This window comes from Citrobacter sp. FP75 (assembly GCF_018342065.1).
Classification (GTDB): domain Bacteria; phylum Pseudomonadota; class Gammaproteobacteria; order Enterobacterales; family Enterobacteriaceae; genus Citrobacter.
In genome coordinates this window covers 1-26,529 of sequence record NZ_JAFDOE010000006.1, presented here as the reverse complement: position 1 = coordinate 26,529, position 26,529 = coordinate 1, and the positions used below count along the sequence as shown (strand labels likewise).

At 51.6% G+C, this 26,529-nt stretch carries 25 protein-coding genes and 1 tRNA gene; 16 read left to right on the top strand and 10 right to left on the bottom strand.

Annotated elements, in window-relative coordinates; translation table 11 throughout:
* The first annotated feature begins 46 nt into the window (after positions 1 to 46).
* Positions 47 to 580 (top strand): lipocalin family protein, encoded by a 534-nt coding sequence (locus JQ822_RS18525; RefSeq protein WP_213134698.1) that lies wholly within the window; start codon positions 47 to 49, stop codon positions 578 to 580.
* Here the strand turns inward: JQ822_RS18525 and sugE are convergent.
* Positions 577 to 894, bottom strand: coding sequence for a quaternary ammonium compound efflux SMR transporter SugE (gene sugE, locus JQ822_RS18520; protein ID WP_213134697.1), 318 nt, complete (start codon positions 892 to 894; stop codon positions 577 to 579). The genes JQ822_RS18525 and sugE overlap by 4 nt on opposite strands.
* A gap of 259 nt (positions 895 to 1,153) precedes the next feature.
* Between sugE and JQ822_RS18515 the strand changes: the two genes are divergently transcribed.
* Entirely contained in the window at positions 1,154 to 1,753 is a 600-nt protein-coding gene (locus tag JQ822_RS18515) for a LuxR C-terminal-related transcriptional regulator (protein ID WP_213134696.1), read from the top strand.
* A gap of 30 nt (positions 1,754 to 1,783) precedes the next feature.
* Here the strand turns inward: JQ822_RS18515 and ecnB are convergent, their stop codons facing one another.
* The 3 genes from ecnB to efp form a co-directional block, all read right to left on the bottom strand.
* Positions 1,784 to 1,930: a lipoprotein toxin entericidin B gene (gene ecnB / locus JQ822_RS18510; RefSeq protein ID WP_003025482.1), complete on the bottom strand. Its 147-nt coding sequence runs from the start codon at positions 1,928 to 1,930 to the stop codon at positions 1,784 to 1,786.
* A 107-nt stretch (positions 1,931 to 2,037) separates the two neighbouring features.
* Positions 2,038 to 2,172, bottom strand: coding sequence for a lipoprotein antitoxin entericidin A (gene ecnA, locus JQ822_RS18505; protein ID WP_213134695.1), 135 nt, complete (start codon positions 2,170 to 2,172; stop codon positions 2,038 to 2,040).
* 56 nt (positions 2,173 to 2,228) lie between these two features.
* Entirely contained in the window at positions 2,229 to 2,795 is a 567-nt protein-coding gene (gene efp, locus JQ822_RS18500; RefSeq protein ID WP_203359193.1) for an elongation factor P, read from the bottom strand.
* Positions 2,796 to 2,835: 40 nt separating this feature from the next.
* On the opposite strand from efp, the gene epmB reads away from it, so the two are divergent.
* Together epmB and yjeJ are read left to right on the top strand one after the other, a co-directional pair.
* A complete protein-coding gene (epmB, locus tag JQ822_RS18495; RefSeq protein ID WP_213134694.1) occupies positions 2,836 to 3,864 on the top strand; it encodes an EF-P beta-lysylation protein EpmB in 1,029 nt (342 codons plus the stop codon).
* Between the two features lie 184 nt (positions 3,865 to 4,048).
* Positions 4,049 to 4,912, top strand: coding sequence for a YjeJ family protein (gene yjeJ / locus JQ822_RS18490; protein WP_213134693.1), 864 nt, complete (start codon positions 4,049 to 4,051; stop codon positions 4,910 to 4,912).
* Between the two features lie 119 nt (positions 4,913 to 5,031).
* Here yjeJ and JQ822_RS18485 read toward each other — a convergent pair whose 3' ends face one another.
* The 3 genes from JQ822_RS18485 to JQ822_RS18475 form a co-directional block, all read right to left on the bottom strand.
* Entirely contained in the window at positions 5,032 to 5,385 is a 354-nt protein-coding gene (locus JQ822_RS18485; protein ID WP_213134692.1) for a DUF4156 domain-containing protein, read from the bottom strand.
* 252 nt (positions 5,386 to 5,637) lie between these two features.
* Positions 5,638 to 7,284 (bottom strand): chaperonin GroEL, encoded by a 1,647-nt coding sequence (gene groL / locus JQ822_RS18480; RefSeq protein WP_213134691.1) that lies wholly within the window; start codon positions 7,282 to 7,284, stop codon positions 5,638 to 5,640.
* A gap of 43 nt (positions 7,285 to 7,327) precedes the next feature.
* Positions 7,328 to 7,621: a co-chaperone GroES gene (locus tag JQ822_RS18475; RefSeq protein ID WP_000027827.1), complete on the bottom strand. Its 294-nt coding sequence runs from the start codon at positions 7,619 to 7,621 to the stop codon at positions 7,328 to 7,330.
* Positions 7,622 to 7,896: 275 nt separating this feature from the next.
* Between JQ822_RS18475 and yjeH the strand changes: the two genes are divergently transcribed.
* Entirely contained in the window at positions 7,897 to 9,147 is a 1,251-nt protein-coding gene (gene yjeH, locus JQ822_RS18470; protein WP_213134690.1) for an L-methionine/branched-chain amino acid transporter, read from the top strand.
* A gap of 51 nt (positions 9,148 to 9,198) precedes the next feature.
* Here the strand turns inward: yjeH and JQ822_RS18465 are convergent, their stop codons facing one another.
* Positions 9,199 to 9,678 (bottom strand): FxsA family protein, encoded by a 480-nt coding sequence (locus JQ822_RS18465; RefSeq protein ID WP_213134689.1) that lies wholly within the window; start codon positions 9,676 to 9,678, stop codon positions 9,199 to 9,201.
* A gap of 337 nt (positions 9,679 to 10,015) precedes the next feature.
* Between JQ822_RS18465 and aspA the strand changes: the two genes are divergently transcribed.
* The 7 genes from aspA (at position 10,016) to JQ822_RS18430 (ending at position 17,971) form a co-directional block, all read left to right on the top strand.
* Positions 10,016 to 11,452 (top strand): aspartate ammonia-lyase, encoded by a 1,437-nt coding sequence (gene aspA / locus JQ822_RS18460; protein WP_135323445.1) that lies wholly within the window; start codon positions 10,016 to 10,018, stop codon positions 11,450 to 11,452.
* Between the two features lie 114 nt (positions 11,453 to 11,566).
* The gene (gene dcuA, locus JQ822_RS18455) at positions 11,567 to 12,868 is read left to right on the top strand and encodes an anaerobic C4-dicarboxylate transporter DcuA (RefSeq protein ID WP_135323446.1); all 1,302 of its coding nucleotides are present in this window, start codon (positions 11,567 to 11,569) and stop codon (positions 12,866 to 12,868) included.
* A 129-nt stretch (positions 12,869 to 12,997) separates the two neighbouring features.
* Entirely contained in the window at positions 12,998 to 13,345 is a 348-nt protein-coding gene (gene cutA, locus JQ822_RS18450; RefSeq protein ID WP_213134688.1) for a divalent cation tolerance protein CutA, read from the top strand.
* Positions 13,321 to 15,030 (top strand): protein-disulfide reductase DsbD, encoded by a 1,710-nt coding sequence (locus JQ822_RS18445; protein WP_213134687.1) that lies wholly within the window; start codon positions 13,321 to 13,323, stop codon positions 15,028 to 15,030. The genes cutA and JQ822_RS18445 overlap by 25 nt, the downstream gene beginning before the upstream one ends.
* Before the next feature lie 35 nt (positions 15,031 to 15,065).
* The gene (locus JQ822_RS18440) at positions 15,066 to 15,641 is read left to right on the top strand and encodes a transcriptional regulator (RefSeq protein ID WP_213134686.1); all 576 of its coding nucleotides are present in this window, start codon (positions 15,066 to 15,068) and stop codon (positions 15,639 to 15,641) included.
* A 67-nt stretch (positions 15,642 to 15,708) separates the two neighbouring features.
* Positions 15,709 to 17,781, top strand: a complete 2,073-nt coding sequence (locus JQ822_RS18435) for a DUF1176 domain-containing protein (RefSeq protein WP_213134685.1) — start codon at positions 15,709 to 15,711, stop codon at positions 17,779 to 17,781.
* Between the two features lie 114 nt (positions 17,782 to 17,895).
* A tRNA-Phe gene (locus tag JQ822_RS18430) sits at positions 17,896 to 17,971 on the top strand.
* Positions 17,972 to 18,054: 83 nt separating this feature from the next.
* Here the strand turns inward: JQ822_RS18430 and JQ822_RS18425 are convergent.
* The gene (locus JQ822_RS18425) at positions 18,055 to 19,620 is read right to left on the bottom strand and encodes a transglycosylase SLT domain-containing protein (RefSeq protein WP_213134684.1); all 1,566 of its coding nucleotides are present in this window, start codon (positions 19,618 to 19,620) and stop codon (positions 18,055 to 18,057) included.
* 301 nt (positions 19,621 to 19,921) lie between these two features.
* Between JQ822_RS18425 and JQ822_RS18420 the strand changes: the two genes are divergently transcribed.
* The 4 genes from JQ822_RS18420 (at position 19,922) to JQ822_RS18405 (ending at position 24,529) form a co-directional block, all read left to right on the top strand.
* Entirely contained in the window at positions 19,922 to 21,409 is a 1,488-nt protein-coding gene (locus tag JQ822_RS18420; RefSeq protein ID WP_213134683.1) for a sugar ABC transporter ATP-binding protein, read from the top strand.
* A 43-nt stretch (positions 21,410 to 21,452) separates the two neighbouring features.
* Positions 21,453 to 22,373 carry an ABC transporter permease gene (locus JQ822_RS18415; protein ID WP_213134682.1) on the top strand — a complete coding sequence of 307 codons (921 nt, stop codon included), beginning with the start codon at positions 21,453 to 21,455 and terminating at the stop codon, positions 22,371 to 22,373.
* 66 nt (positions 22,374 to 22,439) lie between these two features.
* Positions 22,440 to 23,393 carry a substrate-binding domain-containing protein gene (locus JQ822_RS18410; protein ID WP_213134681.1) on the top strand — a complete coding sequence of 318 codons (954 nt, stop codon included), beginning with the start codon at positions 22,440 to 22,442 and terminating at the stop codon, positions 23,391 to 23,393.
* A 71-nt stretch (positions 23,394 to 23,464) separates the two neighbouring features.
* Positions 23,465 to 24,529 carry a sugar phosphate isomerase/epimerase family protein gene (locus JQ822_RS18405; RefSeq protein WP_213134680.1) on the top strand — a complete coding sequence of 355 codons (1,065 nt, stop codon included), beginning with the start codon at positions 23,465 to 23,467 and terminating at the stop codon, positions 24,527 to 24,529.
* Positions 24,530 to 24,596: 67 nt separating this feature from the next.
* On the opposite strand, the gene JQ822_RS18400 is transcribed toward JQ822_RS18405, so the two are convergent.
* On the bottom strand, positions 24,597 to 26,303 hold the full coding sequence (locus JQ822_RS18400; RefSeq protein ID WP_213134679.1) for a SulP family inorganic anion transporter: 1,707 nt from the start codon (positions 26,301 to 26,303) through the stop codon (positions 24,597 to 24,599).
* Positions 26,304 to 26,529 lie beyond the last annotated feature (226 nt).

The following is a 26,529-nucleotide window of genomic DNA, read 5'->3' as shown; positions in this document are numbered from 1 at the left end:
TTCCTGCTGTCATCTACACTTAACAAAAAACAGCAAGGAAAATCCCATGCGCATTCTGCCCGTCGTTGCTGCAGTTACGGCTGCATTTCTGGTCGTCGCTTGCAGTTCCCCCACGCCGCCCAAAGGCGTTACCGTTGTAAATAACTTTGATGCTAAACGCTATCTCGGGACCTGGTACGAAATCGCACGCTTCGATCATCGCTTCGAGCGTGGGCTGGATAAAGTCACCGCCACCTACAGCCTGCGCGACGACGGCGGTATCAACGTGATCAACAAGGGCTATAACCCGGACAGGGAAATGTGGCAGAAAACCGAGGGTAAAGCCTACTTCACCGGCGACCCAAACCGTGCTGCGCTCAAGGTCTCGTTCTTCGGCCCTTTCTATGGCGGGTATAACGTGATTGCGCTCGATAGGGAATATCGCCATGCGCTGGTCTGTGGCCCGGACCGCGACTACCTGTGGATCCTCTCACGGACACCCACTATTTCAGATGAAATGAAACAACAGATGCTGGCTGTCGCGACCCGGGAAGGGTTTGAGGTGAATAAACTGATTTGGGTGAAACAACCCGGCGCTTAGTGGGTGCTAAGCTTCAGACCAATAATTCCTGCGACAATCAGACCCAGGCTCAGCAAACGGGCCGGGTTGGCCGATTCACCGAGCAACAGAATACCGGTGATCGCAGCCCCTACCGCGCCAATGCCGGTCCAGACCGCGTAGGCCGTACCAACCGGCAGCGTTCGCATCGCCCAGGAAAGCATAGCGATACTGACGATCATGGCCGCAATGGTAATAATGCTCGGCGTCAGACGGGTAAAACCGTGGGTATATTTCAGGCCAATTGCCCAGACAACTTCGAGCAGGCCAGCAACGAGCAAAACGATCCAGGACATATCAGGCTCCAGATAAATAATGGGGCCGTCCCCGGTGAGAAAAGCGTGTGCAGGTCGTCCCGCAACGCCAAAGTATGAAAAGGCATTTTTGCCCGAGAGAAAATGAATTTCAACCTTTTTATCAATTGTCTGCTTAAAGCAAGAATTAAGCACAATTAGCAGCGTAGTTCCCGCATTTGGCACTCATCGGAGTTCTCTATGATGAAGGGCTTTCTGAAGTCAGGAAGCCGTTTGCCCCACTTCTGAATGCGAAAAGTTTATGCATAAAATTTTAGTGATTGACCGGTGCCACTTTACCCGCACGGGGATCGAGGCCTTGCTTAATCATTCTGGTCGGTTCAATTCTTCGTTTCTGGTATCAGGAATCAATAACCTCTTACTGGCAAAAGAGCATATTTCGCAGTGGAAACCGCATCTGGTGATCGCTGATTTATATGGTTTTCTCAGCGATGTGCACTCCAGCCCACCGATTGCGCCTTTTTTTATGAGCTGCGGCCCGATCCCTCTGATTTTACTGCAATCAGGAGACAGAGAGCCTGTACCCGCCCATAACCCGCAATACTCCATCCATTCGGTATTATCCAAACGCACCCTGTTAACTGAACTGTCAGACAGTATTCAGGACGCGCTACGCGTTCGTCCTGCGCTGAAGACGACCAAAAACGCGACACCATTACTTACGCCGCAGGAAGAGAAAGTACAGTCGATGTGGATGGACGGCGTGAGTAACAACGCAATAGCCGCCGCGCTCGGCATTCATGGCAAAACGGTCTACACCTACAAACGTAATATTCGTATCAAGCTGCATTTAGGAAACCGTTTTTCACCGTTTCTGTCACTGCCGGAGAAAATGAATTAACGGTACGACGCAACGTCGTACCGTTCATGACTATTGCTGAGCTTTTGTCGCTGCACCGGAGATGGCACTACCACCTTCAGAAATGTCCTGCCCAACACCTCGTGTCGTATTGCACGCGGTTAAAACAGAAGAAAGTACCAACACAGAAAAGATCGCAGCAATTGTTTTCTTAACCATAACGTCTTCCTTTTCTAGCCAATATTGTTTGTGTATAGCTACTTAATGATAGACAAGATCCGGAGAGTTGGCGGATAAACGCGCGTTTTTAAGACATTATGAAAGGTTCAGCTGGCTGCGTGAGAGATTGAACTACCAAGATGTTTGATGTCTTCACCGAAGCCACGCGCGGTATTACAGCCCGTCAGAAGTGTGCTGGTGAACAGGATAAACATTACAAGACCGAGAAGACGTTTCATCATTCCTGCCCTGGAAAAGTATGGCGCAGCGGCCTGCGCCATAGATCAAATAGGATGGATTACTTAACGCGGGAAACGTATTCGCCTGAGCGAGTATCCACTTTGATCACTTCGCCGATCTGTACGAACAGCGGAACTTTAACGACAGCGCCGGTGGACAGAGTCGCTGGTTTACCACCCGTACCTGCGGTGTCGCCTTTCAGACCAGGGTCGGTTTCAATGATTTCCAGCTCAACAAAGTTCGGCGGGGTCACGGAGATAGGCTGGCCGTTCCACAGGGTTACGATGCACTCGGCCTGATCCAGCAGCCATTTAGCGCTATCGCCTACCGCTTTCTCGTCAGCAGCAAGCTGTTCGAAAGTGGAGTTGTTCATGAAATGATAGAACTCACCGTCGTTGTACAGGTAAGTCAGGTTCATATCTACAACGTCTGCGCCTTCAGCGGAGTCGGTGGATTTGAAGGTTTTCTCTACACGAGTACCGGTCAGCAGGCGGCGCAGCTTAACGCGTGCGAAAGCCTGGCCTTTACCCGGTTTAACGAATTCACTGGCTTCAACCGCATAAGGTTCGCCGTCCATCATGATTTTAAGACCGGCACGAAAATCGTTGCTATAGTAAGTCGCCATAAGGCCCTCTGAAATTGTTAACTGGTAGCTAAGCCACAAAATGGCGCATATTGTAACCCTAAACACCCCATCCAGAGAAGATTGGTTAGTACAACTTGCCGATGTTCTCACCGATCCGGATGAACTATTACGTCTTTTGAATATAGACGCTGATGAAAGTTTGCTCGCAGGTCGTGAGGCAAAACGTCTTTTTGCCCTGCGCGTCCCGCGTTCGTTTATCGCACGTATGGAAAAAGGCAATCCCAACGATCCGCTGCTGCGCCAGGTTCTTACCTCGCAGGATGAGTTCGTTGCAGCTCCAGGGTTCTCGACCGACCCGCTGGAGGAACAGCACAGCGTCGTGCCAGGATTGCTACATAAGTATCGCAACCGGGCGTTACTGCTGGTAAAAGGCGGCTGTGCGGTCAACTGCCGCTACTGCTTCCGTCGCCACTTCCCCTATGCCGAAAACCAGGGGAACAAGCGTAACTGGCAGGCTGCGCTGGATTACATCTCAGCGCACCCGGAACTGGATGAAATTATCTTCTCCGGCGGCGATCCGCTAATGGCCAAAGACCACGAACTGGACTGGTTGCTCACACAGTTGGAAGCCATCCCGCATATTAAACGCCTGCGTATTCACAGCCGTTTGCCGATTGTCATTCCGGCGCGAATTACCGAGGGTCTGGCCGAACGCTTTGCGCGCTCTGCCCTGCAAATTCTGCTGGTGAATCACATTAACCACGCCAACGAAATCGATGTGACATTTCGTCAGGCGATGGCAAAACTGCGTCAGGCTGGCGTCACGCTGCTCAACCAAAGCGTGTTGTTACGCGGTGTGAACGACAACGCTCAGACGCTGGCGAATCTCAGCAACGCGCTATTTGATGCTGGAGTGATGCCCTATTACCTGCACGTACTGGATAAGGTTCAGGGGGCAGCCCACTTTATGGTCAGCGACGACGAAGCTCGTCAAATCATGCGTGAGTTACTGACGCTGGTTTCCGGCTATATGGTACCTAAACTGGCGCGTGAAATTGGTGGAGAGCCGAGTAAAACACCACTGGATCTACAATTACGTCAGCAATAATCCTTAGTGAGTGTCCGGTTACGGACACTCATTACCGATCCCGACTATTTAATATCCCTGCAGGTGGAGTCGCACTTTTAATATGTGCTATTTTAACGGACTGCGTGCAATGAATTATTTGCAAAATACATAAATAAACTCAAATCTAATTTTTCAATAAATATATGGTTAGGGAGAACCTTTTATGGCCATTAGTATTAAGGGCATTAATACGGGTGTTATTCGTCAGAAGAATGAATTTGTTGCTCTGGCATTAAAGATAAAAGAACCGAGAAATAAAGAGTCGCTGTTTTTTCTCTCTCCGCTTGGACTAAGAGATCTGCTCATCGCGCTGGAGAGCAGGCTCCATGCAAAGCACCAGCTTAGCGAAGACGCTCGCTTGCAATATGAAAAAGAGCGCGACAAAGCCAGTCAGAAAATGCATGAAAACATTCCATTAATTCAGGAAGATGAACTTAAAAATGCAAATATTAATCGTCGGGTAAACTCACTGACATTAGTGAGTGACGAAGGCGAAAACTTAACGCTATCTCTTACGCTGCATGATGGCCAAGTCTGCGAACTATTAATTAATGAGCTGCAAATTACGGTTCTGGCTCATGCAATTATTCATGCAATAAATAATGCGAACATGCGAGAGTTGGCGCTACGAATTACATCATTACTGGATTACCTACCGCTATATGATGTTGATTGTCAGCAAAACGACAATCTTGAATACGATTCTTATACACAACCTGAATGGAAGCATAATCTGTTCAATCATTATCTGGCGGTGATCTACAGCTATAAGGACGAAACAGGTAAAGCTCAGTTCTGTGGTTCAATAGTGAAAACCCGCATGCCTTCTGGCAGCAAAGAAGTCGAAGCTATTTCACGCCGACTTCTCGATTTCAGCCCAAGACTGAAAAAGCTTGCAGGTGTACCGTGTCAGGTGTTTGTCAGAACGCTGACGGGTGACAAAACGCAAAAACTCACCCAGGATCAGTGCCTGCGCGCGCTACATCATTTACACGTTCAGTCTGCGCATAAAGCTCAGAATGCCTGATGGCGCTGCGCTTATCAGACCTACGAGCAAGCGAAGAAATCCCCAGGAGCATAGATAACTATGTGACTGGGGTTTCACAGCGAAGCCAACAAAGAGGCAGATTGAAAGATGAAGTGTAATCAGTTAGGGCACTTATAAACCTGACCAATCATCTCGCTGGCGGTCGGCACAAAGCTCGACAGCATACCTTGTGATGGGCTGCTAACACCATAAATCACGTTACCGCCCATTGCTGCGGCCTGATTACGCAGATCGTTTGCCGCACCACGCATAGAGCCGCCTTCTTCGCCGTGCTGACCAGAAAGCCAGTTGCTCTGCTTACCGGTTGCGGTGCCAACCAGTTGACACTCTGTACCAGGCTTCTCTTCAACAAAGCGTACGCTTTGTCCGGCTGAACTCAGTTCGTTGCTGGAGCTACAACCCGCCATCAGTAGCGCGGCACCAACGATCCCTGCTAAATATTTCACGTGCATGTTATTCCCCATAATCAATGCGCTGGACGTTTTGTCCGTAGCTGAATCATATACTAAAAATATGACCAAAAGAAAAACCCCCGGACATTTCTGCCCGAGGGTTTCTCATTTTTCGCGAGATATGTATTTAATCAAATAATTCAGGTTGCAGGCAGGCGGCAAGTTCATGAATCCCCAGGAGCTTACATAAGTAAGTGACTGGGGTGAACGAACGCAGCCAACGAACCTGCGGCTTGAAGTATGAAGATTAAATTACATCATGCCGCCCATTCCACCCATGCCGCCCATACCGCCAGCGCCACCTAAGTCAGGGGAATCGCCTTTTGGCAGGTCGGTTACCATGCACTCGGTGGTGATCATCAGGCCCGCGACAGAAGCCGCGTACTGCAGCGCAGAACGGGTTACTTTGGTCGGATCCAGAATACCCATGTCGATCATGTTACCGTATTCTTCAGTTGCCGCGTTGTAACCGTAGTTACCGTCGCCTGCTTTCACGGTGTTAGCCACAACAGACGGCTCTTCGCCGCAGTTCAGAACGATCTGACGCAGCGGGGATTCCATTGCGCGCAGCGCAACTTTGATACCCACGTTCTGGTCTTCGTTCTGGCCACGCAGCTCGCTCAGTTTGGAAGCTACGCGGATCAGCGCAACACCACCACCAGCAACCACGCCTTCTTCTACCGCAGCACGGGTCGCGTGCAGGGCATCTTCAACGCGTGCTTTCTTCTCTTTCATTTCAACTTCGGTAGCAGCACCCACTTTGATGACTGCAACGCCGCCTGCCAGTTTCGCAACGCGCTCCTGCAGTTTTTCACGGTCGTAGTCGGAAGTTGCTTCTTCGATCTGCTGACGAATCTGGGTTACACGACCCTGGATTGCCGCTTCTTCACCCACGCCATCAATGATGGTGGTGGTGTCTTTGTTGATTACTACGCGTTTTGCCTGGCCCAGATCTTCCAGGGTCGCTTTTTCCAGCTCCATACCGATCTCTTCGGAGATAACGGTACCGCCGGTCAGCGTCGCGATGTCCTGCAGCATAGCTTTACGGCGGTCGCCGAAGCCAGGTGCTTTAACCGCAGCCACTTTCACGATGCCGCGCATGGTGTTAACCACCAGGGTAGCCAGTGCTTCACCTTCAACATCTTCAGCGATGATCAGCAGCGGTTTGCCAGCTTTCGCAACGGCTTCCAGAACCGGCAGCATTTCACGGATGTTGGAGATTTTCTTATCAGCCAGCAGGATGAACGGAGTTTCCAGTTCTACTGCGCCCGTTTCCGGCTTGTTGATGAAGTAAGGAGACAGGTAGCCGCGGTCAAACTGCATACCTTCAACCACGTCCAGTTCGTCCTGCAGACCGGTACCGTCTTCAACGGTGATCACGCCTTCTTTACCGACTTTGTCCATCGCTTCAGCGATCAGTTTACCTACGGTTTCGTCGGAGTTAGCGGAGATGGTACCAACCTGAGCAATTGCTTTAGAGTCGGAGCACGGTACAGACAGTGTTTTCAGTTCTTCAACCGCAGCAGCGACAGCTTTGTCGATACCACGTTTCAGATCCATCGGGTTCATGCCCGCAGCAACGGCTTTCAGACCTTCAGTAATGATGGACTGAGCCAGTACGGTTGCAGTGGTAGTACCGTCACCTGCAGCGTCGTTCGCTTTAGAGGCAACTTCTTTCACCATCTGCGCGCCCATGTTTTCGAACTTGTCTTCCAGCTCGATTTCACGTGCTACAGAAACACCGTCTTTAGTGATGGACGGTGCACCGAAGGATTTATCCAGAACTACGTTACGGCCTTTCGGACCGAGAGTAACTTTCACTGCATCTGCCAGTACGTTCACGCCGCGCAGCATTTTCACACGAGCGTCGTTACCGAATTTTACGTCTTTAGCTGCCATTTTCTCTTTCCCTTAAATTCGTATGTTCAGTGTCGTTCGCGGATTAAGCTTCAACAATCGCCAGGATGTCGCTTTCAGACATGATCAACACTTCTTCATTGTCGATCTTCTCAGATTTAACACCGTAGCCATCGTTGAAAATGACGATGTCGCCAACTTTCACGTCCAGCGGCTGTACGGTACCGTTGTCCAGGATGCGGCCCTTACCGACAGCGATGATTTCGCCACGAGTTGATTTACCCGCTGCAGAACCGGTCAGTACGATGCCGCCAGCAGATTTGGATTCAACTTCTTTACGTTTGACGATCACACGATCATGTAACGGACGAATACTCATTGATAGCTCTCCTTTGAGAAAGTCTTTATCAGTTATGGGTGGCGCCGGCCCGTGAACGGTTTCCCGGCTAGTGACCAGAGAGATGGGGATGAGGCTTTACCCCTTCAAGGGGGCAAGCGAAAAAAAATTTTTATCAGGAGAAAATCCCGTCAAAACACCGACGAACCTCACATTTCATAACGATTGCAGCCACGTCGTCATAAGCAAATCCGATTGTGATACCATCAAAAATCTGTGCTGTAACCCGCTTAACGGGCGTAACCGGATAACAACTTATGAGTGGACTGAAGCAAGAGCTGGGACTGGCTCAGGGTATTGGCCTGTTGTCGACATCACTGTTAGGAACGGGCGTTTTTGCCGTCCCCGCGCTGGCGGCGCTGGTGGCAGGTAACAATAGCCTGTGGGCATGGCCGGTCCTCATCGTTTTAGTCTTTCCCGTGGCGATTGTTTTTGCCGTGCTTGGTCGCCACTTCCCCAGCGCAGGTGGCGTGGCGCATTTTGTCGGCATGGCCTTTGGACCCCGCCTGGAGCGCGTTACCGGCTGGCTGTTTTTATCGGTGATTCCCGTCGGGCTGCCTGCGGCATTGCACATTGCCGCCGGATTCGGTCAGGCAATGTTTGGCTGGCATGGCTGGCAGCTTTTGCTGGCCGAACTCGGTACGCTGGCGTTGGTTTGGTACGTTGGCTCCCGTGGTGCCAGCTCCAGCGCCAACCTGCAAACAGCGATCGCCGGGCTGATTGTTGCCCTTATTGTCGCCATCTGGTGGGCGGGCGATCTGAAACCCGGTGAAATCCCCTTCCCTGCCGTGACCGATATTGAACTGCCCGGGTTATTCGCAGCGCTGTCGGTGATGTTCTGGTGTTTTGTCGGCCTTGAAGCATTCGCACACCTGGCCTCCGAGTTCAAAAACCCAGAGCGGGACTTCCCGCGCGCACTGATGATTGGCCTGCTGCTGGCTGGTTCCGTCTATTGGGCGTGTACGGTCGTGGTGCTACATTTTGGTGCCTATGGCGAACAGATGGCTGCGGCGGCATCACTGCCCGAAATTGTCGTTCGGTTGTTTGGAGTACAAGCGCTGTGGGTCGCCTGTGTGATTGGCTATCTGGCGTGCTTTGCCAGTCTGAACATTTATATTCAGAGTTTCTCCCGCCTGGTGTGGACGCAAGCGCAATATAAACCGGAGAGTTATCTGGCTCGCCTGTCCCCTCGCCATCTTCCGCGCAATGCGCTGAACGCTGTATTAGGTTGCTGCGTGGTCAGCACATTGTGCATCTATATACTGCAAATCAACCTCGACGCATTAATCATCTATGCCAACGGCATCTTTATCATGATTTATCTGCTGTGCATGCTGGCAGGATGTCGACTTCTTAAAGGGCATTATCGCACGCTGGCGGTGATTGGCTGCCTGCTGTGCCTGCTGTTGCTGGCAATGGTCGGCTGGAAGAGTCTGTACGCTCTGATTATGCTGGCTGGACTGTGGCTTTTTTTACCCAAACGAAAAATAGCTACCCACCAAATGTAAGCCAGACAAGACGTTTCGTCGCTATCTGGCCTACATGCCCGGTGGCGCAATTTAATCCCGGCGATCGTCATCTTTATGATCAAGACGGTTGCGATCGTCGTCTTTACGCTGAAACTCACCGTCAAAGGTATCCCCCCCACCGGTTCCGGCACTAAAGCCGCCCCCAGGCATACGCGAAAAGCGCAGGTGCGGTAACAACTTCATCGTCAGATGCTTCTGCACCGGAGGTAATAAGAGAAGAAGACCAAGGAAATCGGTGAAGAAGCCCGGCAGCACCAGTAGCAAACCGGCAATAATCAGCGACACGCTCTTGATCATTTCTGCAGCCGGACTTTCACCTGCTGCCATCTTTTGTTGCATCAGTAAAAAGTTCTTAAAACCCTGGTTACGAACCAGAGACATACCGATAACTGAGGTAAAAATAACCAAAATCAGGGTCATCAGGACGCCCATAACATGGGCAACCTGGATGAAAATAGATATCTCTATGTAAACATAGAGAAAAATGGCAAGTAATGGTATCCAGCGCAAAGGGTTCTCCTGTTAATAACAGCCGTTTCGTAACGTCTGTCGAAAAATTGTGCGTCTCGCATCGGAAAGATGTGGAGGTGGTTAGCAAAATTTCAAGCTACTTGTACACTTATCTTTGGAGTTAATACTAAAGGGGTGATCTATTTCACAAAATAATAAATAAGGAGTAAATTCCACGCTTTAAGTGATCCAGATTACGGTAGAAATCCTGAACCAGCATATGATCTCGGATATCAGACCGATGCAGGGGATAATCGTCGGTCGAGAAACAATCGAAATCACATATATCCTGTGTGTTTAGTCAAAAATCATTGGCAGCTTGAAAAAGAAGGTTCACATGTTAAACAACATTCGTATCGAAGAAGACTTGTTGGGTACCAGGGAAGTTCCAGCGGACGCCTACTACGGTGTTCATACTCTGAGAGCGATTGAAAACTTCTACATTAGCAACAACAAAATCAGTGATATCCCTGAATTTGTTCGCGGTATGGTAATGGTGAAAAAGGCAGCGGCCCTGGCCAACAAAGAGCTGCAAACCATTCCTAAGAGCGTGGCAAATGCCATCATCGCAGCGTGTGATGAAGTCCTGAATAACGGAAAATGCATGGATCAGTTCCCGGTAGATGTTTACCAGGGTGGTGCGGGTACCTCCGTCAACATGAACACCAACGAAGTGCTGGCCAATATCGGTCTGGAACTGATGGGTCACCAGAAAGGTGAATATCAGTACCTGAACCCGAACGACCACGTGAACAAATGTCAGTCCACCAACGACGCTTACCCGACCGGTTTCCGTATCGCCGTTTACGCATCCATCATCAAACTGATTGATGCCCTGAACCAGCTGCGTGAAGGCTTCGAACAAAAAGCCGTTGAATTCCAGGACATCCTGAAAATGGGTCGTACCCAGCTGCAGGATGCTGTACCGATGACCCTCGGTCAGGAATTCCGTGCTTTCAGCGTTCTGTTGAAAGAAGAAGTGAAAAACATTGGCCGTACTGCTGAGCTGCTGCTGGAAGTAAACCTCGGCGCAACCGCCATCGGTACAGGTCTGAACACCCCGAAAGAGTACTCTCCGCTGGCAGTACAAAAACTGGCTGAAGTCACTGGTTTTGCCTGTGTACCGGCTGAAGACCTGATTGAAGCGACCTCCGACTGCGGCGCATACGTTATGGTGCACAGTGCACTGAAACGTCTGGCTGTGAAGATGTCCAAAATCTGTAACGACCTGCGTTTGCTCTCCTCTGGCCCACGTGCCGGCCTGAACGAGATCAACCTGCCGGAACTGCAGGCAGGTTCTTCTATCATGCCAGCAAAAGTAAACCCGGTAATCCCGGAAGTCGTCAACCAGGTGTGCTTTAAAGTTATCGGTAACGACATCACCGTCACCATGGCGTCAGAAGCAGGTCAGCTGCAGCTGAACGTAATGGAGCCGGTAATCGGCCAGGCAATGTTCGAATCCATCCATATTCTGAGCAACGCCTGCTACAACCTGCTGGAGAAATGCGTTAACGGTATCACCGCTAACAAAGAAGTGTGTGAAGCATTCGTTTATAACTCCATCGGTATCGTAACTTACCTGAACCCGTTCATCGGTCACCACAACGGCGATATCGTCGGTAAAATCTGTGCCGAAACCGGTAAGAGCGTCCGTGAAGTTGTCCTCGAACGCGGTCTGTTGACCGAAGCTGAACTGGACGATATCTTCTCTGCTCAGAACCTGATGCACCCTGCTTATAAAGCAAAACGTTATACTGATGAAAGCGAACAGTAATCGTGTAGGGTAGTACCAGAGAAGGCACGTCAGATGACGTGCCTTTTTTCTTGCACCAAGTTACTTAAAAACAACAATTTAATATCAACTTGTTAAACAACAAGGAAGGCTAATATGATAGTTTTAGAACTTATCATCGTTTTGCTGGCAATCTTTTTAGGTGCCAGACTTGGGGGTATCGGTATTGGATTTGCAGGTGGGCTGGGTGTTCTGGTTCTCGCCGCTATTGGCGTAAAACCAGGTAATATTCCGTTCGATGTTATTTCCATTATCATGGCAGTTATCGCTGCTATCTCTGCCATGCAGATTGCAGGTGGTCTGGACTACCTGGTTCACCAAACTGAAAAACTGCTGCGTAAGAACCCAAAATACATCACGATCCTTGCACCTATCGTGACTTATTTCCTGACTATCTTTGCAGGTACAGGCAACATCTCTCTGGCAACGCTGCCGGTTATCGCTGAAGTGGCGAAGGAACAAGGGATCAAACCTTGCCGTCCTCTGTCTACTGCAGTGGTTTCTGCACAGATTGCGATTACTGCCTCGCCAATCTCTGCAGCCGTGGTTTACATGTCTTCCGTCATGGAAGGTCATGGCATCAGCTACATCCACCTTCTGTCCGTGGTCATTCCGTCCACTCTGCTGGCGGTACTGGTGATGTCCTTCCTGGTCACTATGCTGTTCAACTCCAAACTGTCTGACGATCCGGTTTACCGCAAACGTCTGGAAGAAGGTCTGGTCGAACTGCGCGGTGAAAGACAAGTTGAAATCAAAGCGGGCGCAAAAACCTCCGTATGGCTGTTCCTGCTGGGCGTGGTTTGTGTGGTGGCTTATGCCATCATCAACAGCCCAAGCCTCGGTCTGGTCGCTAAGCCGCTGATGAACACCACCAACGCTATCTTGATTATCATGCTGAGCATCGCGACGCTGACCACGATCATCTGCCGCGTTGAAACAGACTCCATCCTGAACTCCAGCACCTTCAAAGCCGGTATGAGCGCCTGTATTTGTATCCTGGGCGTTGCATGGCTGGGTGATACTTTCGTCTCTCACAACATTGACTGGATCAAAGATACTGCAGGTAGCGTCATTCAGGGCCATCCGTGGCTGCTGGCCGTCATCTTCTTCTTTGCTTCTGCGCTGCTGTACTCTCAGGCAGCAACCGCGAAAGCGCTGATGCCGATGGCTCTGGCACTGAACGTTTCTCCGCTGACGGCTGTTGCGTCTTTCGCCGCCGTTTCTGGTCTGTTCATTCTGCCAACCTACCCAACGCTGGTTGCGGCGGTTCAGATGGATGACACCGGTACAACCCGTATCGGTAAATTCGTCTTTAACCATCCGTTCTTCATCCCGGGTACGCTGGGTGTGGTACTGGCTGTCTGCTTCGGCTTCTTGCTGGGCAGCTTTATGCTGTAAGTTTTACCTGCAGGGTGCTTTATGCGCCCTGCAGTTCCTTCCTCCCGCCTCGCTTTGACTAACATCCTTCCCTCGTCCGTTGTATAGTGACCCCTCTCTTGCTGGTTACTCAGTTCTTTCGAGGTGTATATGCTGGATGTAAAGAGTCAGGATATCTCCATCCCCGATACCGTAGTGGTGCTCTGTACCGCTCCGGATGAAGCAACCGCCCAGGATCTTGCCGCCAAAGTACTGGCAGAAAAACTGGCCGCCTGCGTCACACTGCTGCCCGGTGCGACCTCCCTCTATTATTGGGAAGGTAAGCTGGAGCAAGAATATGAAGTGCAGATGATTTTAAAAACCGCCGTCACGCACCAGCAAGCGCTTCTCGATTGCCTGAAGTCACATCACCCGTACCAAACACCTGAACTTCTGGTTTTACCCGTCACCCACGGAGATTGTAATTACCGCTCATGGCTCAACGCATCCTTACGCTGATCCTGCTGCTCTGCAGCACATCGACTTTTGCTGGCTTATTTGACGCGCCTGGTCGCTCGCAGTTTGTCCCTGCCGACCAGGCATTCGTGTTTGATTTCCAGCAAAACCAACACGATCTGAACCTCTCCTGGCAGGTAAAAGACGGCTATTATCTTTATCGTAAACAGATAGGCATAACCCCGTCTCAAGCCGGTATTGCCGAGGTGAAACTGCCGCCAGGGGTCTGGCATGAAGATGAGTTTTACGGCAAGAGTGAAATTTATCGTCAGCAGTTGAACATCCCCGTCACGGTCGAGCACGCTGCCGCGGGTGCTACGCTAACGGTCACCTACCAGGGCTGCGCCGACGCCGGATTCTGCTATCCGCCAGAAACCAAAACCGTACCGTTAAGTGAAGTGTCTGCCGATACCAGGGCAACACCTGCACCAGTCCCTGCCGCTGTCGCGCCGCAAGAGAAACCACAACCCACAGCCCAACTGCCCTTTTCCGCGCTGTGGGCATTGCTGATCGGGATTGGCATCGCCTTTACACCTTGCGTATTACCGATGTACCCGCTGATTTCCGGTATCGTATTGGGTGGCAAACAACGCTTATCAACCGGACGGGCATTGCTGCTAACCTTTATCTACGTCCAGGGAATGGCGCTCACCTACACCGCTCTGGGTCTGGTCGTTGCCGCAGCCGGATTGCAGTTCCAGGCGGCGCTACAGCATCCTTATGTACTGGTTGGCCTTGCCATCGTCTTTACGCTGCTGGCCCTGTCAATGTTTGGCCTGTTCACGCTACAACTGCCCTCTTCACTACAAACACGCCTCACGCTAATGAGTAACCGCCAGCAAGGTGGTTCTCCCGGCAGCGTGTTTGCGATGGGGGCGATTGCCGGTCTGATCTGTTCGCCTTGCACCACCGCCCCACTGAGCGCGATTTTGCTGTATATCGCCCAGAGCGGAGACATGTGGCTGGGCGGCGGCACGCTGTATCTGTATGCGCTGGGAATGGGATTACCCCTGATGCTTATTACCGTCTTTGGTAACCGTCTGCTGCCGAAAAGCGGCCCGTGGATGGAGCATGTCAAAACCGCCTTTGGTTTTGTCATCCTGGCGCTTCCCGTGTTTTTACTGGAGCGTATTATCGGCGACGAATGGGGGATCCGCTTGTGGTCGCTACTCGGCGTCGCGTTCTTTGGCTGGGCATTCATTACGAGCCTGCAAGCGAAGCGCCCATGGATGCGCATTATGCAAATTGCCCTACTCGCCGCCGCACTGGTGAGCGTACGCCCATTGCAGGACTGGGCATTCGGCGCGCCGCATGCCCAAACGCAGACACACCTGAATTTCAAGCCGATCGCAACGGTTGATGCGTTAAATCAGGCGCTGGCGGAGGCAAAAGGCAAACCGGTAATGCTGGATCTGTACGCCGACTGGTGCGTAGCCTGCAAAGAGTTTGAGAAATACACCTTTAGCGATCCGCAGGTTCAGCAGGCGTTAGGCGACACGGTATTACTGCAGGCGGACGTCACGGCAAATAACGCCCAGGATGTCGCATTGCTGAAACATCTACAAGTTCTAGGGCTGCCATCGATCCTGTTCTTTGATGCTCAGGGTAAAGAGCAGCCAAATGCGCGGGTAACGGGTTTTATGGATGCCGCGACCTTTAGCGCACATTTGCACGATCGCCAACCGTGAGCGACACTTGCAAAAGGAAAACGGAGGAGAATACCGTGCAACGTGAAGATGTTCTGGGAGAAGCCCTGAAATTACTAGAAGTTCAAGGGATAGCCAATACCACACTCGAAATGGTGGCCAATCACACTGATTATCCGCTTGATGAACTACAGCGCTTCTGGCCCGATAAAGAGGCCATCCTGTACGATGCTCTGCGTTACCTCAGTCAGCGGGTAGATGTCTGGCGGCGTCAGCTTTTGCTGGATGACACCCTGAGCACTGAGCAGAAGTTACTGGCTCGCTATAGTGCCCTGGCCGATTGCGTGAGCAACAACCGCTATCCCGGCTGCCTGTTCATCGCGGCCTGTACGTTCTACCCCGATCCCGGGCATCCGATCCATCAGTTAGCGGATCAACAAAAAAAGGCAGCACATCATTTTACCCATGAACTGCTGACAACGCTGGAAGTTGACGACCCGGCAATGGTCGCCAAACAGATGGAACTGGTGCTGGAGGGCTGCCTGAGCCGAATGCTGGTCAATCGTAGCCACGCCGACGTGGAGACCGCACACCGTCTGGCGGAAGATATTCTGCGCTTCGCCCAGTGTCGTCAGGGTGGTGCGCTGACCTGATTCAGATTTCATTACTCTGCCGAACCGCATACAATTTCGACAACAGCAACACGTTAAAAGGAATTATATGCGTCTTCTTCACTGCGTTCTCCTCGCAGGTATTTTTTCTGCCCCCCTGTTTGCCAAACCGTTAACCGGTTTTAATTTTGCGCATAAAGACTGGGAGGTCGCCTGTGATAATACCGGCACCTGCCGGGCGGCGGGTTATGGCGTCAATGCTGGCGAAATCAGTGTGTTACTCACTCGCCAGGCAGGTCCAGTGCAGCGTGTTAAAGGCGAGGTCACCTTTGCCCAGGTTGAGAATGACATCCCCGTCAACGCCAGCGTGAACCTGTTCATTGATAATCGGGATCGGGGCAAACCGATCGCGCAGGGCAACGATCGTTTTCGTTTCGACGATGCTCAGGTAACCGCGTTGCTTCAGGCGCTTGTACGCGATCAAAAAATTGAGATCTCGCTTAACGGGCAGCGAAAAACGCTTTCCAGCGCCGGGGTGAATGCTGTTTTTCTGAAGATTGATGAGTATCAGCAGCGTATTGGAACGCAAAATGCGCTGATACGCAAAGGAGAATCCGACGATCAACAGGTGCTCAAGGCCCTTCCGCCCCCGGTCATCAATGCCGCGCCGATGATACCTTCAGCTCGCGAAAAACCGCTGATGCCGGCACAGCGCCAAAAGATAGCGCCTCAGATAGCCGCACAGCATACAGAGTGCGATGACTGGGATGATGACGCAACTCCGGCGGAGGAGCGCCAGTTGACGCTGATTGAACTGGATAACACGCACTCGCTGATTCAGACCGTTTGCTGGCGCACAGCCTACAATATGGGATATGCCGTGTGGGTGGTCGATAGCGCGCTTAAGAACGCGCCTGAACTCATCACAACGAATGCCTCCAGCTATGCCGATGGCAAAATCACCTTCTTCAATAAAGGGCGCGGCATGGCTGATTGCGTCAGCGGAGCAGAGTGGGTGTGGGACGGCAAGTCTTTTGTCCGCAGTCTGGAATACAGCACCGGTAGCTGCCGGGAAATCGTGTTGGGTGGAACCTGGATGCTGCCAACCTTTGTCAGCCGGGTTGAGTCACAGCAGGAAAAAATAGCGGACAGCGCAGCGCTGGAGGCATTACATCATGCCGTTACCGAACGGCAAAAAACCGATCCGGAGCTGGATCTCAGCATAATCGCCGATCGATTCCCGTTGAAGGGCAAGATCGTCGAATTCACTCTCTCATACAATGAAGATTCACCGCAGCCCACGGCCAAACCGTCCCCGGAGATAAGCGATGACGAATGGCAGGCATTTTTACGTTCATCCATCAGCGCCGAATCAGAAAACGGCCAAGTGAGCTACACGCTTATCGATCTGAACGGCGACGGTAAACGCGACCTCATCATCAACAGTTATGTTGGTGGGACGGGTCTTTTCAGCTACACCGGCGTACTCAAGCGTAGCGAAGATAAGTTTATTGCCATCAGCGGCAATGCGGATGATGATGACTTTGGCTTACCCGGCGCGTTATTTTCAGAAAATGGCCGCGGCGCCAACCAGTGGAGCCAATGGGTGCGCATCAGCGGTCAGGTTTACGCGCTCTGGTTCAACGGGCAGTTTGGTGAGGATAATCTTTATCTGCTGCGTCCGTTTAGTACCGACGATCGGGTTCCCGCGGTGACCGTGCGCTATCGCTATACGTTGGATGTCATCGACTCAGCGGAAGAAGGTCAGCCCCTGACGCCTCCCCTGAACGACAAGGACAGAACCGGATTATTAAAGGCGCTGGATGTGATGCAGGATCATCTGTTTAAAGATCAGTCTTCGGATCAGCAAACTGGCCCTGTTTGCCCGATACCGCCCGGCACATCGGCGGAAAACGCGGCCAACTACAGTACCGGTATCGCCCTGCATTATGTCTATGAGAGCGTCGCCTGGATCCCCGTCTGGCTGAATGATAAATGTTATATCGGCACCGTCGCCAGTCATCACGGTTATTATCGCAATGGCGTAGATGCAGAAATCACCCTCAGTTCTCCCGATGAAGAGAATGATGTCATAGGCGGCTACGCGATTTCTGGCCTACGGCATGTAACATCGGTAAAAAGTAGCTGGAAGCAGAGAGAAAGCGACAACGGTGTACCGTGATTTTAAGCAAAAACGTAAGCCTGCCCCAAAATCGCCGCAAAGTTAAGCAACCAGACGGGAAAATGAGAAATTTGGTTGACGGGGTGTGTGGATTACGGTTTAATGCGGCCCGTTGCCCGGATAGCTCAGTCGGTAGAGCAGGGGATTGAAAATCCCCGTGTCCTTGGTTCGATTCCGAGTCCGGGCACCACTATTTAAAGAACCCAGCCTATGGCTGGGTTTTTGCTTTTCGGAGGTTTGATAAATATCTTGTCGTCCTGACATAACCCCCCATCACAACTTATCTGCGGTAGTTTTTCTCACACCCTCAGTGGCCTTGTTGACCTGTTCTAAGGCAGATTCACTCCGTGATTCCTCTGCGTCTTTCGCTTTACGCGCGACTTCGTCCATGATGAGTCGATAGGCGATGTAGTACTTGTAGATGTTACTCACATAGGTGACGGTCTCGGCGCCGATCCGCTCAGCGGCCAGATATTCTACGTTGCCAAACCAGACATCAGGGTCAAAGCCACGCGCCTTTGTTTCAGCACGTAACCGGGCAATGCGGGCCGCACCCGCGTTGTAAGAAGCGAATGCAAAAAGCGCCTTATCCAGTTGAGTCATTGGCTCATCGCCATAGTAATTGTCTATCATCCATCGCATATATTTCACCCCAGCATGGATATTGGGATCCAGCTTACGGATGTCGCCCACTTTCAGTTCCTTGCCCGTGCGCGGCATCACCTGCATGACGCCAATGGCTCCGACATGGCTTCGGGCCGACTGATTGAGCCGCGACTCCTGATAGCCTTGAGCAGCCATCAGCAACCAGTCTACGTCATAGCGCTCGCCGTACTTTCTGAATAAATCAATCATTTTCAGAAGCTTCCGACGCTCTTTCTCAGCTGCCGCACTTTTGACATATTCTGCGCTCTTCAGGTAACGAAACAAAATCGTGTTACCCAGTTTGCTACCCTGACCATTTTCCTTAACGAAGTCATTCAGCTGCGCCAGAAGTTCTGGGCTATTTTTGCGTACTGCCCACGCGATATTGGCATCATTACGCAACACGATATCTTCATGTATCTGAATTTTTGGAAATACTTGTTTCCAGAACTCAGCTTTATAGCGATCGACGACGATCAGCGGGATGAGGCCAGCATTCAGCATTTCGATAAGATCTTCGTCCTCAAGTGATTCAGGTGCGACTTCGAGAACAACAGGGGGAAGCGACGCTTTAGCAAAGCGTGCGTTAAGCGCCTTCAGGCTATCGTAATAGCTTGATGAAAGCCGCACAAATACCGTCTTGCCCGAAAGTTGCTCCAGGGTTTCTACTTTCGGGGAGTTGGGACCCGAAAGCAGCAGCTCGTGGACATTGAGGTACAGGGGGATAGTGAAATCCACAAGTTTTTGACGGTCCGGGGTGATAGTCAGATTTGCGGCAGCGATATCTCCCCGTCCCTCATTGAGAGCCGCAAATAGCCGATCACGCGCCACCGGTACGAAGATAATACGCACCTTGAGGTGACGTTGTTGTAGCTTCTCCTCCTTTAGTAATCTGGCGTTAAATTCGCGTTCAAACGCCATAAACATGTCATGGGTAGCGCCGCGCTGAGTTCCCTTGTTGATGAAGAAAAACGTCTTGCTGTAGGTCGTCAGTACCCGGATCACCCGGCGATCGACCATCCCAGGCAGATCGCCTAGCCAGGGTTGCAACAGCTCATCCTTGTTGACTTCAAGCGCCTCTCGCTCCTCCTGCCGAGACTGACTTTGCTCAGCAGAAACAGCAAGCAGGGGGAAGACGAGCAGCAGAGCGGCAATAAGAGCGATGAAAAAACGGTGAACAGAGAGGGCATTCATAGCGCGAGACTCCGCATGGTGCATCTATTCATTTTAGCCAACGCCGAAGCTCTCTGGTGCATATCTGCTGCACTTCGACTGTTTCCTGAAACTGCGTTACGTCATTTCTGACGCGTTTAAAAACCCAAATATTGCGCCGCTCGGCAGAAATCATTGTGCTGACTTGCATTTTTAGACCTTGTGCACTGCACTCAAATTCAGGAGACAAACGACAACATCGGGTGAGAATGATGGGGATCAGCGACGCAGCGTGGGAGGAGATGTACCCGGCACCGGGTGTGGTAACACAAGGGACGTTCTTGTGAGCCTCACCATTGAATTTGTCGATATCTGCAAAGCATTTGGACCGGTGCGCGTGTTGCATGGGGTGAGTTTTGCGCTGGCACCGGGAAAAATATACGGCCTACTGGGGGAAAACGGTGCCGGTAAATCGACCCTGATGAAAATCCTCGCCGGGTACGAGCAGGCCAGTGAAGGAGAGCTGCGTATTGACGGCACTGCCTGCCACTTCCGTTCTTCTCGTGAGGCAGAGCAGGCCGGTATCGTATTGATCCATCAGGAATTCAACCTAGCCGAACATCTCTCGATTACCCAAAATATTTTCCTCGGCCATGAATACAAACGGGGCTGGCTGCTTGATGAGCGCGCGATGGAAAAAGCGAGCGCGCACTGTCTTACCGAAGTAGGTCTCAGAATCTCGCCGAATACGCTGGTACGGCGGCTGATCGTCGCAGAAAAGCAGTTAGTCGAGATCGCCAAAGCGTTATCACGCCAGGCGCGTTTATTGATCATGGATGAACCTACCGCCACGCTGACACCCGCGGAAACAGAGCGATTATTCGCACTGATAGGCAAGTTTAAGGAAAATGGGGTCACCGTTATCTATATCTCTCACAAACTTGATGAGGTCAAAAGCATCACCGATGAGGTTATCGTGATGCGCGATGGCCGCTTCGTTACCCGTGCCGCCACCGCCGATCTTACGCGCCAACAGATGGCAAACCTGATGGTGGGGCGTGACATGTCCGACATGTTTCCGCCGAAGGTTTCACCTGCCAGCGAGGCGCTCATTGCTCTGGCCGTGGAGGGGTTGTCAGTACCTGACTGGATCGACGAGCTCAGCTTTAACGTGCACGCGGGAGAGATCCTCGGCTTCGCCGGTCTGGTGGGTGCCGGGCGCACTGAGGCTTTTGAAGCGATCATCGGGCTGCGACCACGCAGTGCAGGTACAGTAACGCTGGGGGGAAAAACAGTGAAGTGCGATAACCCACGCGATGCCATGCGTCATGGTCTCACCTATTTGCCGGAAGATCGCAAAGGCAAAGGTTTACATATCAACCTCGGGCTGAGCGAAAACCTGACGCTGATGACCTTAGATCGCTACGCCAGACCCTTACTCAATCAACGTGCTGAGCAGGAGGCGCTTAAGCAGGCGGTAACGCTCTTTGGGCTCAAAGTAGGCGATCTTAGCGCCAGGGCGCGCATGCTTTCTGGGGGGAATCAGCAAAAACTGGCGCTTGCCAAATACCTGCACCCGGACCCGCGCATCATCGTGCTTGATGAGCCCACCCGAGGCGTCGATGTGGGGGCCAAAAGGGACATCTATTTTTTGATTCAGCAACTCGCAGCAGAAGGACGAGCCGTCATCGTCATCTCCAGCGAGTTGATTGAACTGATCGGTTTGTGCCATCGCGTACTGGTGTTACGTGCGGGACGGTTGCAGGCAGAGCTTAGTGCAGAGAACCTGAACGAAAAGGAGCTGATCACCCATGCCACCGGTACCTGCTGATCGTTTTCTGGTCTTCCGCCGCACCTGGGCTCATCTTTCGGGAGTGGGCCCACTGATTGGCTTGATTCTGCTATGTGTCGCCGGCACCCTGCTTAACCCAGATTTTGCCACCTTCGATAACATGATGAATGTGCTGACCCGCACGGCTTTCATCGGCATCATTGCAGTGGGTATGACCTTTGTCATTATGTCCGGTGGTATCGATCTTTCGGTTGGTTCCATGGCAGCACTGATCGCCGGCTGCGTGATCCTGTTTATTAATCACTTCACCGATAACCCCCTGGCCAGCGTCGTGTTGGGGGCGCTGTTTGCTTTGGTGCTGGGCGCACTGTTTGGTACCTTACATGGCGTTTTAATTACCAAAGGGCAAATCGAAGCCTTTGTCGTCACTCTGGGCACCCTGGGTATTTTTCGGGCCTGCCTCACCTGGCTGGCCGATGGGGGCGCACTCACTCTCGCTGACGCGCAGGCGGATATCTACAGCCCTGTCTATTATGGCAATTTGCTCGGCGTGCCTATTCCGGTTTGGGTGTTTGCCATCGTGGCGCTGGCGGGCTGGCTGTTACTCAATCGTACTGCTTTTGGCCGCTACGCGCAGGCCATCGGTTCGAACGAACAAGTCGCTCGTTATGCCGCGATCCGCGTCGATCGCATCAAGATCTTAGCTTATGCGCTGCTCGGTTTCTGTGTAGGGATCGCGACCTTACTGTATGTTCCACGACTGGGCTCCGCCACACCGAGCACCGGCTTGTTGTGGGAGCTGGAAGCGATCGCTGCCGTAGTAGTGGGCGGGACGACCCTCAAGGGTGGCGAAGGCCGCATTGTTGGTACGGTGATCGGTGCCATCCTGCTTTCCGTGATCAGTAACATTCTTAATCTCACTAGCATCATCAGTGTTTATCTCAACGCCGCCGTTCAGGGGGTGGTGATTATCATCGTCGCGTTTCTGCAACGTGGGCGCTGAGGTAGTGGCAACAGAGGAAATCCGCGGGCACGCGGGCAAACCGTTCGATTAACTGGAGATAACTCGATGAATAACGTGCTTCGCATTATTGGTGCCAGTGTCCTTGCGTGTTCGCTCAACACGAGCTGGGCGGCAGAGAGTGTAACGATGGGTGTTTCTATTCCTACAGCTACCCACAGCTTCACCTCCGGTATTGTCTGGTGGGCCAACAAGGCCAAACAAGATTTAGAGAAGGAGCATCCCGATCTCAAGGTCATCGTGAAAACGGCCGCTAACGCCCCCGAGCAGGCTAACCAGCTGCAGGATTTGTTGACAGTAAACAAAATGAATACCCTGGTAATTTTCCCGTTTGAATCCGCAACGCTGACCAAGCCAGTGGCTCAGGTTAAAGAAAAAGGCGTGTATGTCACGGTCGTTGACAGAGGGCTGACCGACGCCAAAGCCCAGGATGCTTACGTTGCTGGTGACAACACAGCCTTTGGTAAACTGCCTGCCGAATATCTGGCGAAGACCATGGGCGGTAAAGGCGATCTGGTCGTCTTGCGCGGCATTCCGACCACACTGGATAATGAGCGTTTTGAAGCATTCTCTGGAGTGATAAAACAATATCCTGATATGAAAATTCTTGATGCCAAATATGGCAACTGGAACCGGGATGATGCCTTCAAAGTGATGCAAGACTACCTCACACGCTATAAGCATATCGATGCCGTCTGGGCTGCCGATGATGATATGGCGGTAGGCGTGCTCAAGGCCATTAACCAGGCCAAACGTGATGACATCAAAATTGTCTTTGGTGGCGCAGGTGCCAAAGGGGCGATCAAAACGTTAATAGAGGGAAGCGATCCGCGCATCCAGGCGAATGTCTCTTATTCACCCAAGTTTATCTACGATGCGATCAAACTGACCGCAGAGGCACGCCTGCAGGGCAAAGACCTGCCCGCCAAAACCATTATTCCTTCGGTGTTAATCACCAAAGAAAATGCCAAAGAGTTCTACTTCCCTGATTCACCGTTCTGAGTTTTCCTCCATGCGGGGTGTGCCGAGCACCCTGCAACATCTACTATCACTGCATGATGAAGGAGCAGCGCATGAAAACCATCAAAGGACCGGCGATCTTTCTTGCACAATTTATCGGTGAACACCCTCCCTTCAATACATTACAGGGATTAGCTGGCTGGGCCGCAGGTCTGGGTTTCCAGGGTCTCCAACTCCCCACGAATCATCCCCATCTGTTCGATTTGAACCAGGCTGCACAGAGTCAAACCTATTGTGACGAGATCGCCGGACAGTTGGCAGAACATGGGCTCGTCATTACGGAGCTTTCTACACACTTGCAGGGGCAATTGATGGCGGTGCATCCGGCCTATGATTCCCTGTTTGACCCATTTGCTGCACCCGAAGTACGGGGGAATTCAACCGCACGTACCGAGTGGGCGGTTAATCAACTGAAGGCCGCAGCAAAGGCCTCCCATCGTCTGGGGCTAACGGCACATGCGACTTTTAGCGGCGCCCTCGCCTGGCCTTATCTTTACCCCTGGCCCCAACGACCGACAGGGCTTATCGATGAAGCCTTTGCTGAGCTGGCACGCCGTTGGCGCCCTGTCCTCGATGTCTTTGATGAGCAGGGTGTTGACGTTTGTTATGAGCTGCACCCTGGTGAAGATCTGCATGATGGAGTGACATTCGAACGTTTTCTGGCGGCACTGGATGCGCATCCGAGAGCGAATATCCTCTATGACCCCAGTCACTTCTTATTGCAACAACTTGATTATCAGGCATTTATCGACATATACCATCAACGCATTAAAGCATTTCACGTGAAGGATGCCGAGTTTCGCCCCACCGGACGTCACGGAGTGTATGGAGGCTATCAGGACTGGCAGGATCGTGCAGGCCGTTTCCGCTCTCTGGGTGATGGTCAGATCGACTTTGGGGCTATTTTCTCGAAGCTGACCCAGTATGACTATTCAGGCTGGGCTGTACTCGAGTGGGAATGCGCCCTTAAGCACCCTGAGAGCGGGGCTGCTGAAGGGGCGCAGTTCATTCGCCAGCACATTATTCGGGTGGCGGAACATGCCTTCGATGACTTTGCCGATAGCCACCTCAATCCTGCTCAGTTATCCACCTTGCTGGGGATAGGGACGAAAACATGAATCGCCGCCCGACGGGATGATCGCTACGCACCGTGACTACCGCGCATCGGGTTGGCTCCGCATCCCCTTATCCCCCCTCACTCATACTCTCTTTGCTTTGAATGAGTCGCAGCGCCAGATAGAGGTCTGGCACCAGAATAAGATCATCATCTTTCATGGTTGGCCGACTGTCCTTAAACCAGCGCGTTAATTCTGTTTTTCTGCCCGCCAGGATTAACTTAATTTGCCGCGCTTTCAGGTCACGCTTTAATTCACTAATTGTGGCTAAGACGCTAATATCTGAATAGGTGAAACACGCTACGGCATCAATAACCACCCATTTCGGTCGTAGCGCTGCACCATCGACTAAATTCAATACGCGTCGTTTAAAATAGGCCACATTAAAATAGGTCAATGGTGAGTTAAATCGATACATCAGCACACCGGGGATCATTTTTACATCGGTGGTATTCCCTAATGAGTGAATCATTCCATTTTCATCAGTGCCTAAAAGATGTTCAGTGGGACGAAAGACAGTACGCAGGAACTGCAACAGGCCAAGTAACACCGCAAGGCCGATGCCCTGGATCACGCCGATAATTAAAACGCAGACAAAAGTAAAACAGGCCAGGCGAAAAGCTTGCTTATTTCTTCGCCTCAGACTCCATAGCCCTCGTAAATCAATCAATGACCACGAGGCATAAATTAAAACAACGCCTAATGCAGCGACCGGGATATATTGTAAGGGCTGGGTGAAAAATACCACGACGATGCCAATGATTAAGGCGGCAACCACGGAAACCAGTTGGCTTTTTCCCCCACTGGAATCATTAACCGCGGTCCTGGAATCGGCTCCACTAATAGCAAACCCCTGAGATAATCCAGACATGATATTTGCGATGCCCAATGCTCTGAACTCAGCATCAGCATTAATTTCATACCCATTCCTGGCGGCAAAACTTCGCGCGGTCAGCATCAGGCTGACAAAACTGACTAACGCCAGGTTCAGCGCTGGGATCACTAAATCACGCATCAGAGCAGGCTGGAATGCTCCCCAGTGAACAACGGGCAGCCCCGACTGGAAGCCATTACTCCCAATAGTGGCAATACCATATTGTTGCGCAGATGTGCTCCATACCAATGCCGTGGCTATCACAATGGCAATCAAAGGCGCTGGCCAATGGCTACGAAACGTTTTGATAACCATTAAAATCACCAAAGTTAAAACGGATATCCCTAAGGTTAATAAATGGCTCTCTGAAATTCGGCCGGGTAGCGCAATGATTTTCTCGATCACTTGTTCTTCATTTAGCGAGATCCCCAAAACCTTGCCGAATTGCCCGACAATAATCGTCACGGCAACACCGTTAAGCAACCCTGTCAGAATGGGATGAGAAAGCAGGTCGGCAAGTGCGCCCAGGCGAAATTTACTGGCAAGCAGGCACCATCCTCCCATCATCAAGGTCATGACGATCGTCAGTTGCCAGTGAAGTTCGGGATTTCCTGCAGCCAAAGGAACCACGACCGCTGCAATCACCGCACAGGTGGTGGCATCAGGGCCAACAATAAGCTGGCGGGAAGATCCAAACAGCGCATAAAATATCATCGGGAGCACGCAGGAATACAACCCTACGATAGCCCCCACCCCCGCCAGCTCAGCATAAGCAATAGCAACCGGAAGCGCGACAGCAGCAACGGACAACCCAGCTTTAACATCATGTTTTAGCCAGCTTTTTTCATACGCTAATAAATGCTTTAGCCCTGGCATGTAGTTTAATAAAACGTTTCCGAACACACTATTCTCCGAATATTTCCTCGCTTAGAGATAAAGATACACGGTGGCGTTGCGGTAGAGGCTGATATTTTCACAGGAAATCAGGAAATCTGTGTCGTGCACGGGCAGGATGAAGAGATATCAGGCCGGACAGAACAAAAAACGCAGACGCAAAAAAGCCCATCCGGCAGGATGGGCTTCTTCACTTATTTGATGCCTGGCAGTTCCCTACTCTCGCATGGGGAGA

Bases quoted from the DNA above. Each gene is read 5' to 3' on its own strand.
- JQ822_RS18525 (WP_213134698.1), top strand. From the start codon at position 47: ATGCGCATTCTGCCCGTCGTTGCTGCAGTTACGGCTGCATTTCTGGTC.
- sugE (WP_213134697.1), bottom strand. From the start codon at position 894: ATGTCCTGGATCGTTTTGCTCGTTGCTGGCCTGCTCGAAGTTGTCTGG.
- JQ822_RS18515 (WP_213134696.1), top strand. From the start codon at position 1,154: ATGCATAAAATTTTAGTGATTGACCGGTGCCACTTTACCCGCACGGGG.
- ecnB (WP_003025482.1), bottom strand. From the start codon at position 1,930: ATGGTTAAGAAAACAATTGCTGCGATCTTTTCTGTGTTGGTACTTTCT.
- ecnA (WP_213134695.1), bottom strand. From the start codon at position 2,172: ATGATGAAACGTCTTCTCGGTCTTGTAATGTTTATCCTGTTCACCAGC.
- efp (WP_203359193.1), bottom strand. From the start codon at position 2,795: ATGGCGACTTACTATAGCAACGATTTTCGTGCCGGTCTTAAAATCATG.
- epmB (WP_213134694.1), top strand. From the start codon at position 2,836: ATGGCGCATATTGTAACCCTAAACACCCCATCCAGAGAAGATTGGTTA.
- yjeJ (WP_213134693.1), top strand. From the start codon at position 4,049: ATGGCCATTAGTATTAAGGGCATTAATACGGGTGTTATTCGTCAGAAG.
- JQ822_RS18485 (WP_213134692.1), bottom strand. From the start codon at position 5,385: ATGCACGTGAAATATTTAGCAGGGATCGTTGGTGCCGCGCTACTGATG.
- groL (WP_213134691.1), bottom strand. From the start codon at position 7,284: ATGGCAGCTAAAGACGTAAAATTCGGTAACGACGCTCGTGTGAAAATG.
- JQ822_RS18475 (WP_000027827.1), bottom strand. From the start codon at position 7,621: ATGAGTATTCGTCCGTTACATGATCGTGTGATCGTCAAACGTAAAGAA.
- yjeH (WP_213134690.1), top strand. From the start codon at position 7,897: ATGAGTGGACTGAAGCAAGAGCTGGGACTGGCTCAGGGTATTGGCCTG.
- aspA (WP_135323445.1), top strand. From the start codon at position 10,016: ATGTTAAACAACATTCGTATCGAAGAAGACTTGTTGGGTACCAGGGAA.
- dcuA (WP_135323446.1), top strand. From the start codon at position 11,567: ATGATAGTTTTAGAACTTATCATCGTTTTGCTGGCAATCTTTTTAGGT.
- cutA (WP_213134688.1), top strand. From the start codon at position 12,998: ATGCTGGATGTAAAGAGTCAGGATATCTCCATCCCCGATACCGTAGTG.
- JQ822_RS18445 (WP_213134687.1), top strand. From the start codon at position 13,321: ATGGCTCAACGCATCCTTACGCTGATCCTGCTGCTCTGCAGCACATCG.
- JQ822_RS18435 (WP_213134685.1), top strand. From the start codon at position 15,709: ATGCGTCTTCTTCACTGCGTTCTCCTCGCAGGTATTTTTTCTGCCCCC.
- JQ822_RS18425 (WP_213134684.1), bottom strand. From the start codon at position 19,620: ATGAATGCCCTCTCTGTTCACCGTTTTTTCATCGCTCTTATTGCCGCT.
- JQ822_RS18410 (WP_213134681.1), top strand. From the start codon at position 22,440: ATGAATAACGTGCTTCGCATTATTGGTGCCAGTGTCCTTGCGTGTTCG.
- JQ822_RS18405 (WP_213134680.1), top strand. From the start codon at position 23,465: ATGAAAACCATCAAAGGACCGGCGATCTTTCTTGCACAATTTATCGGT.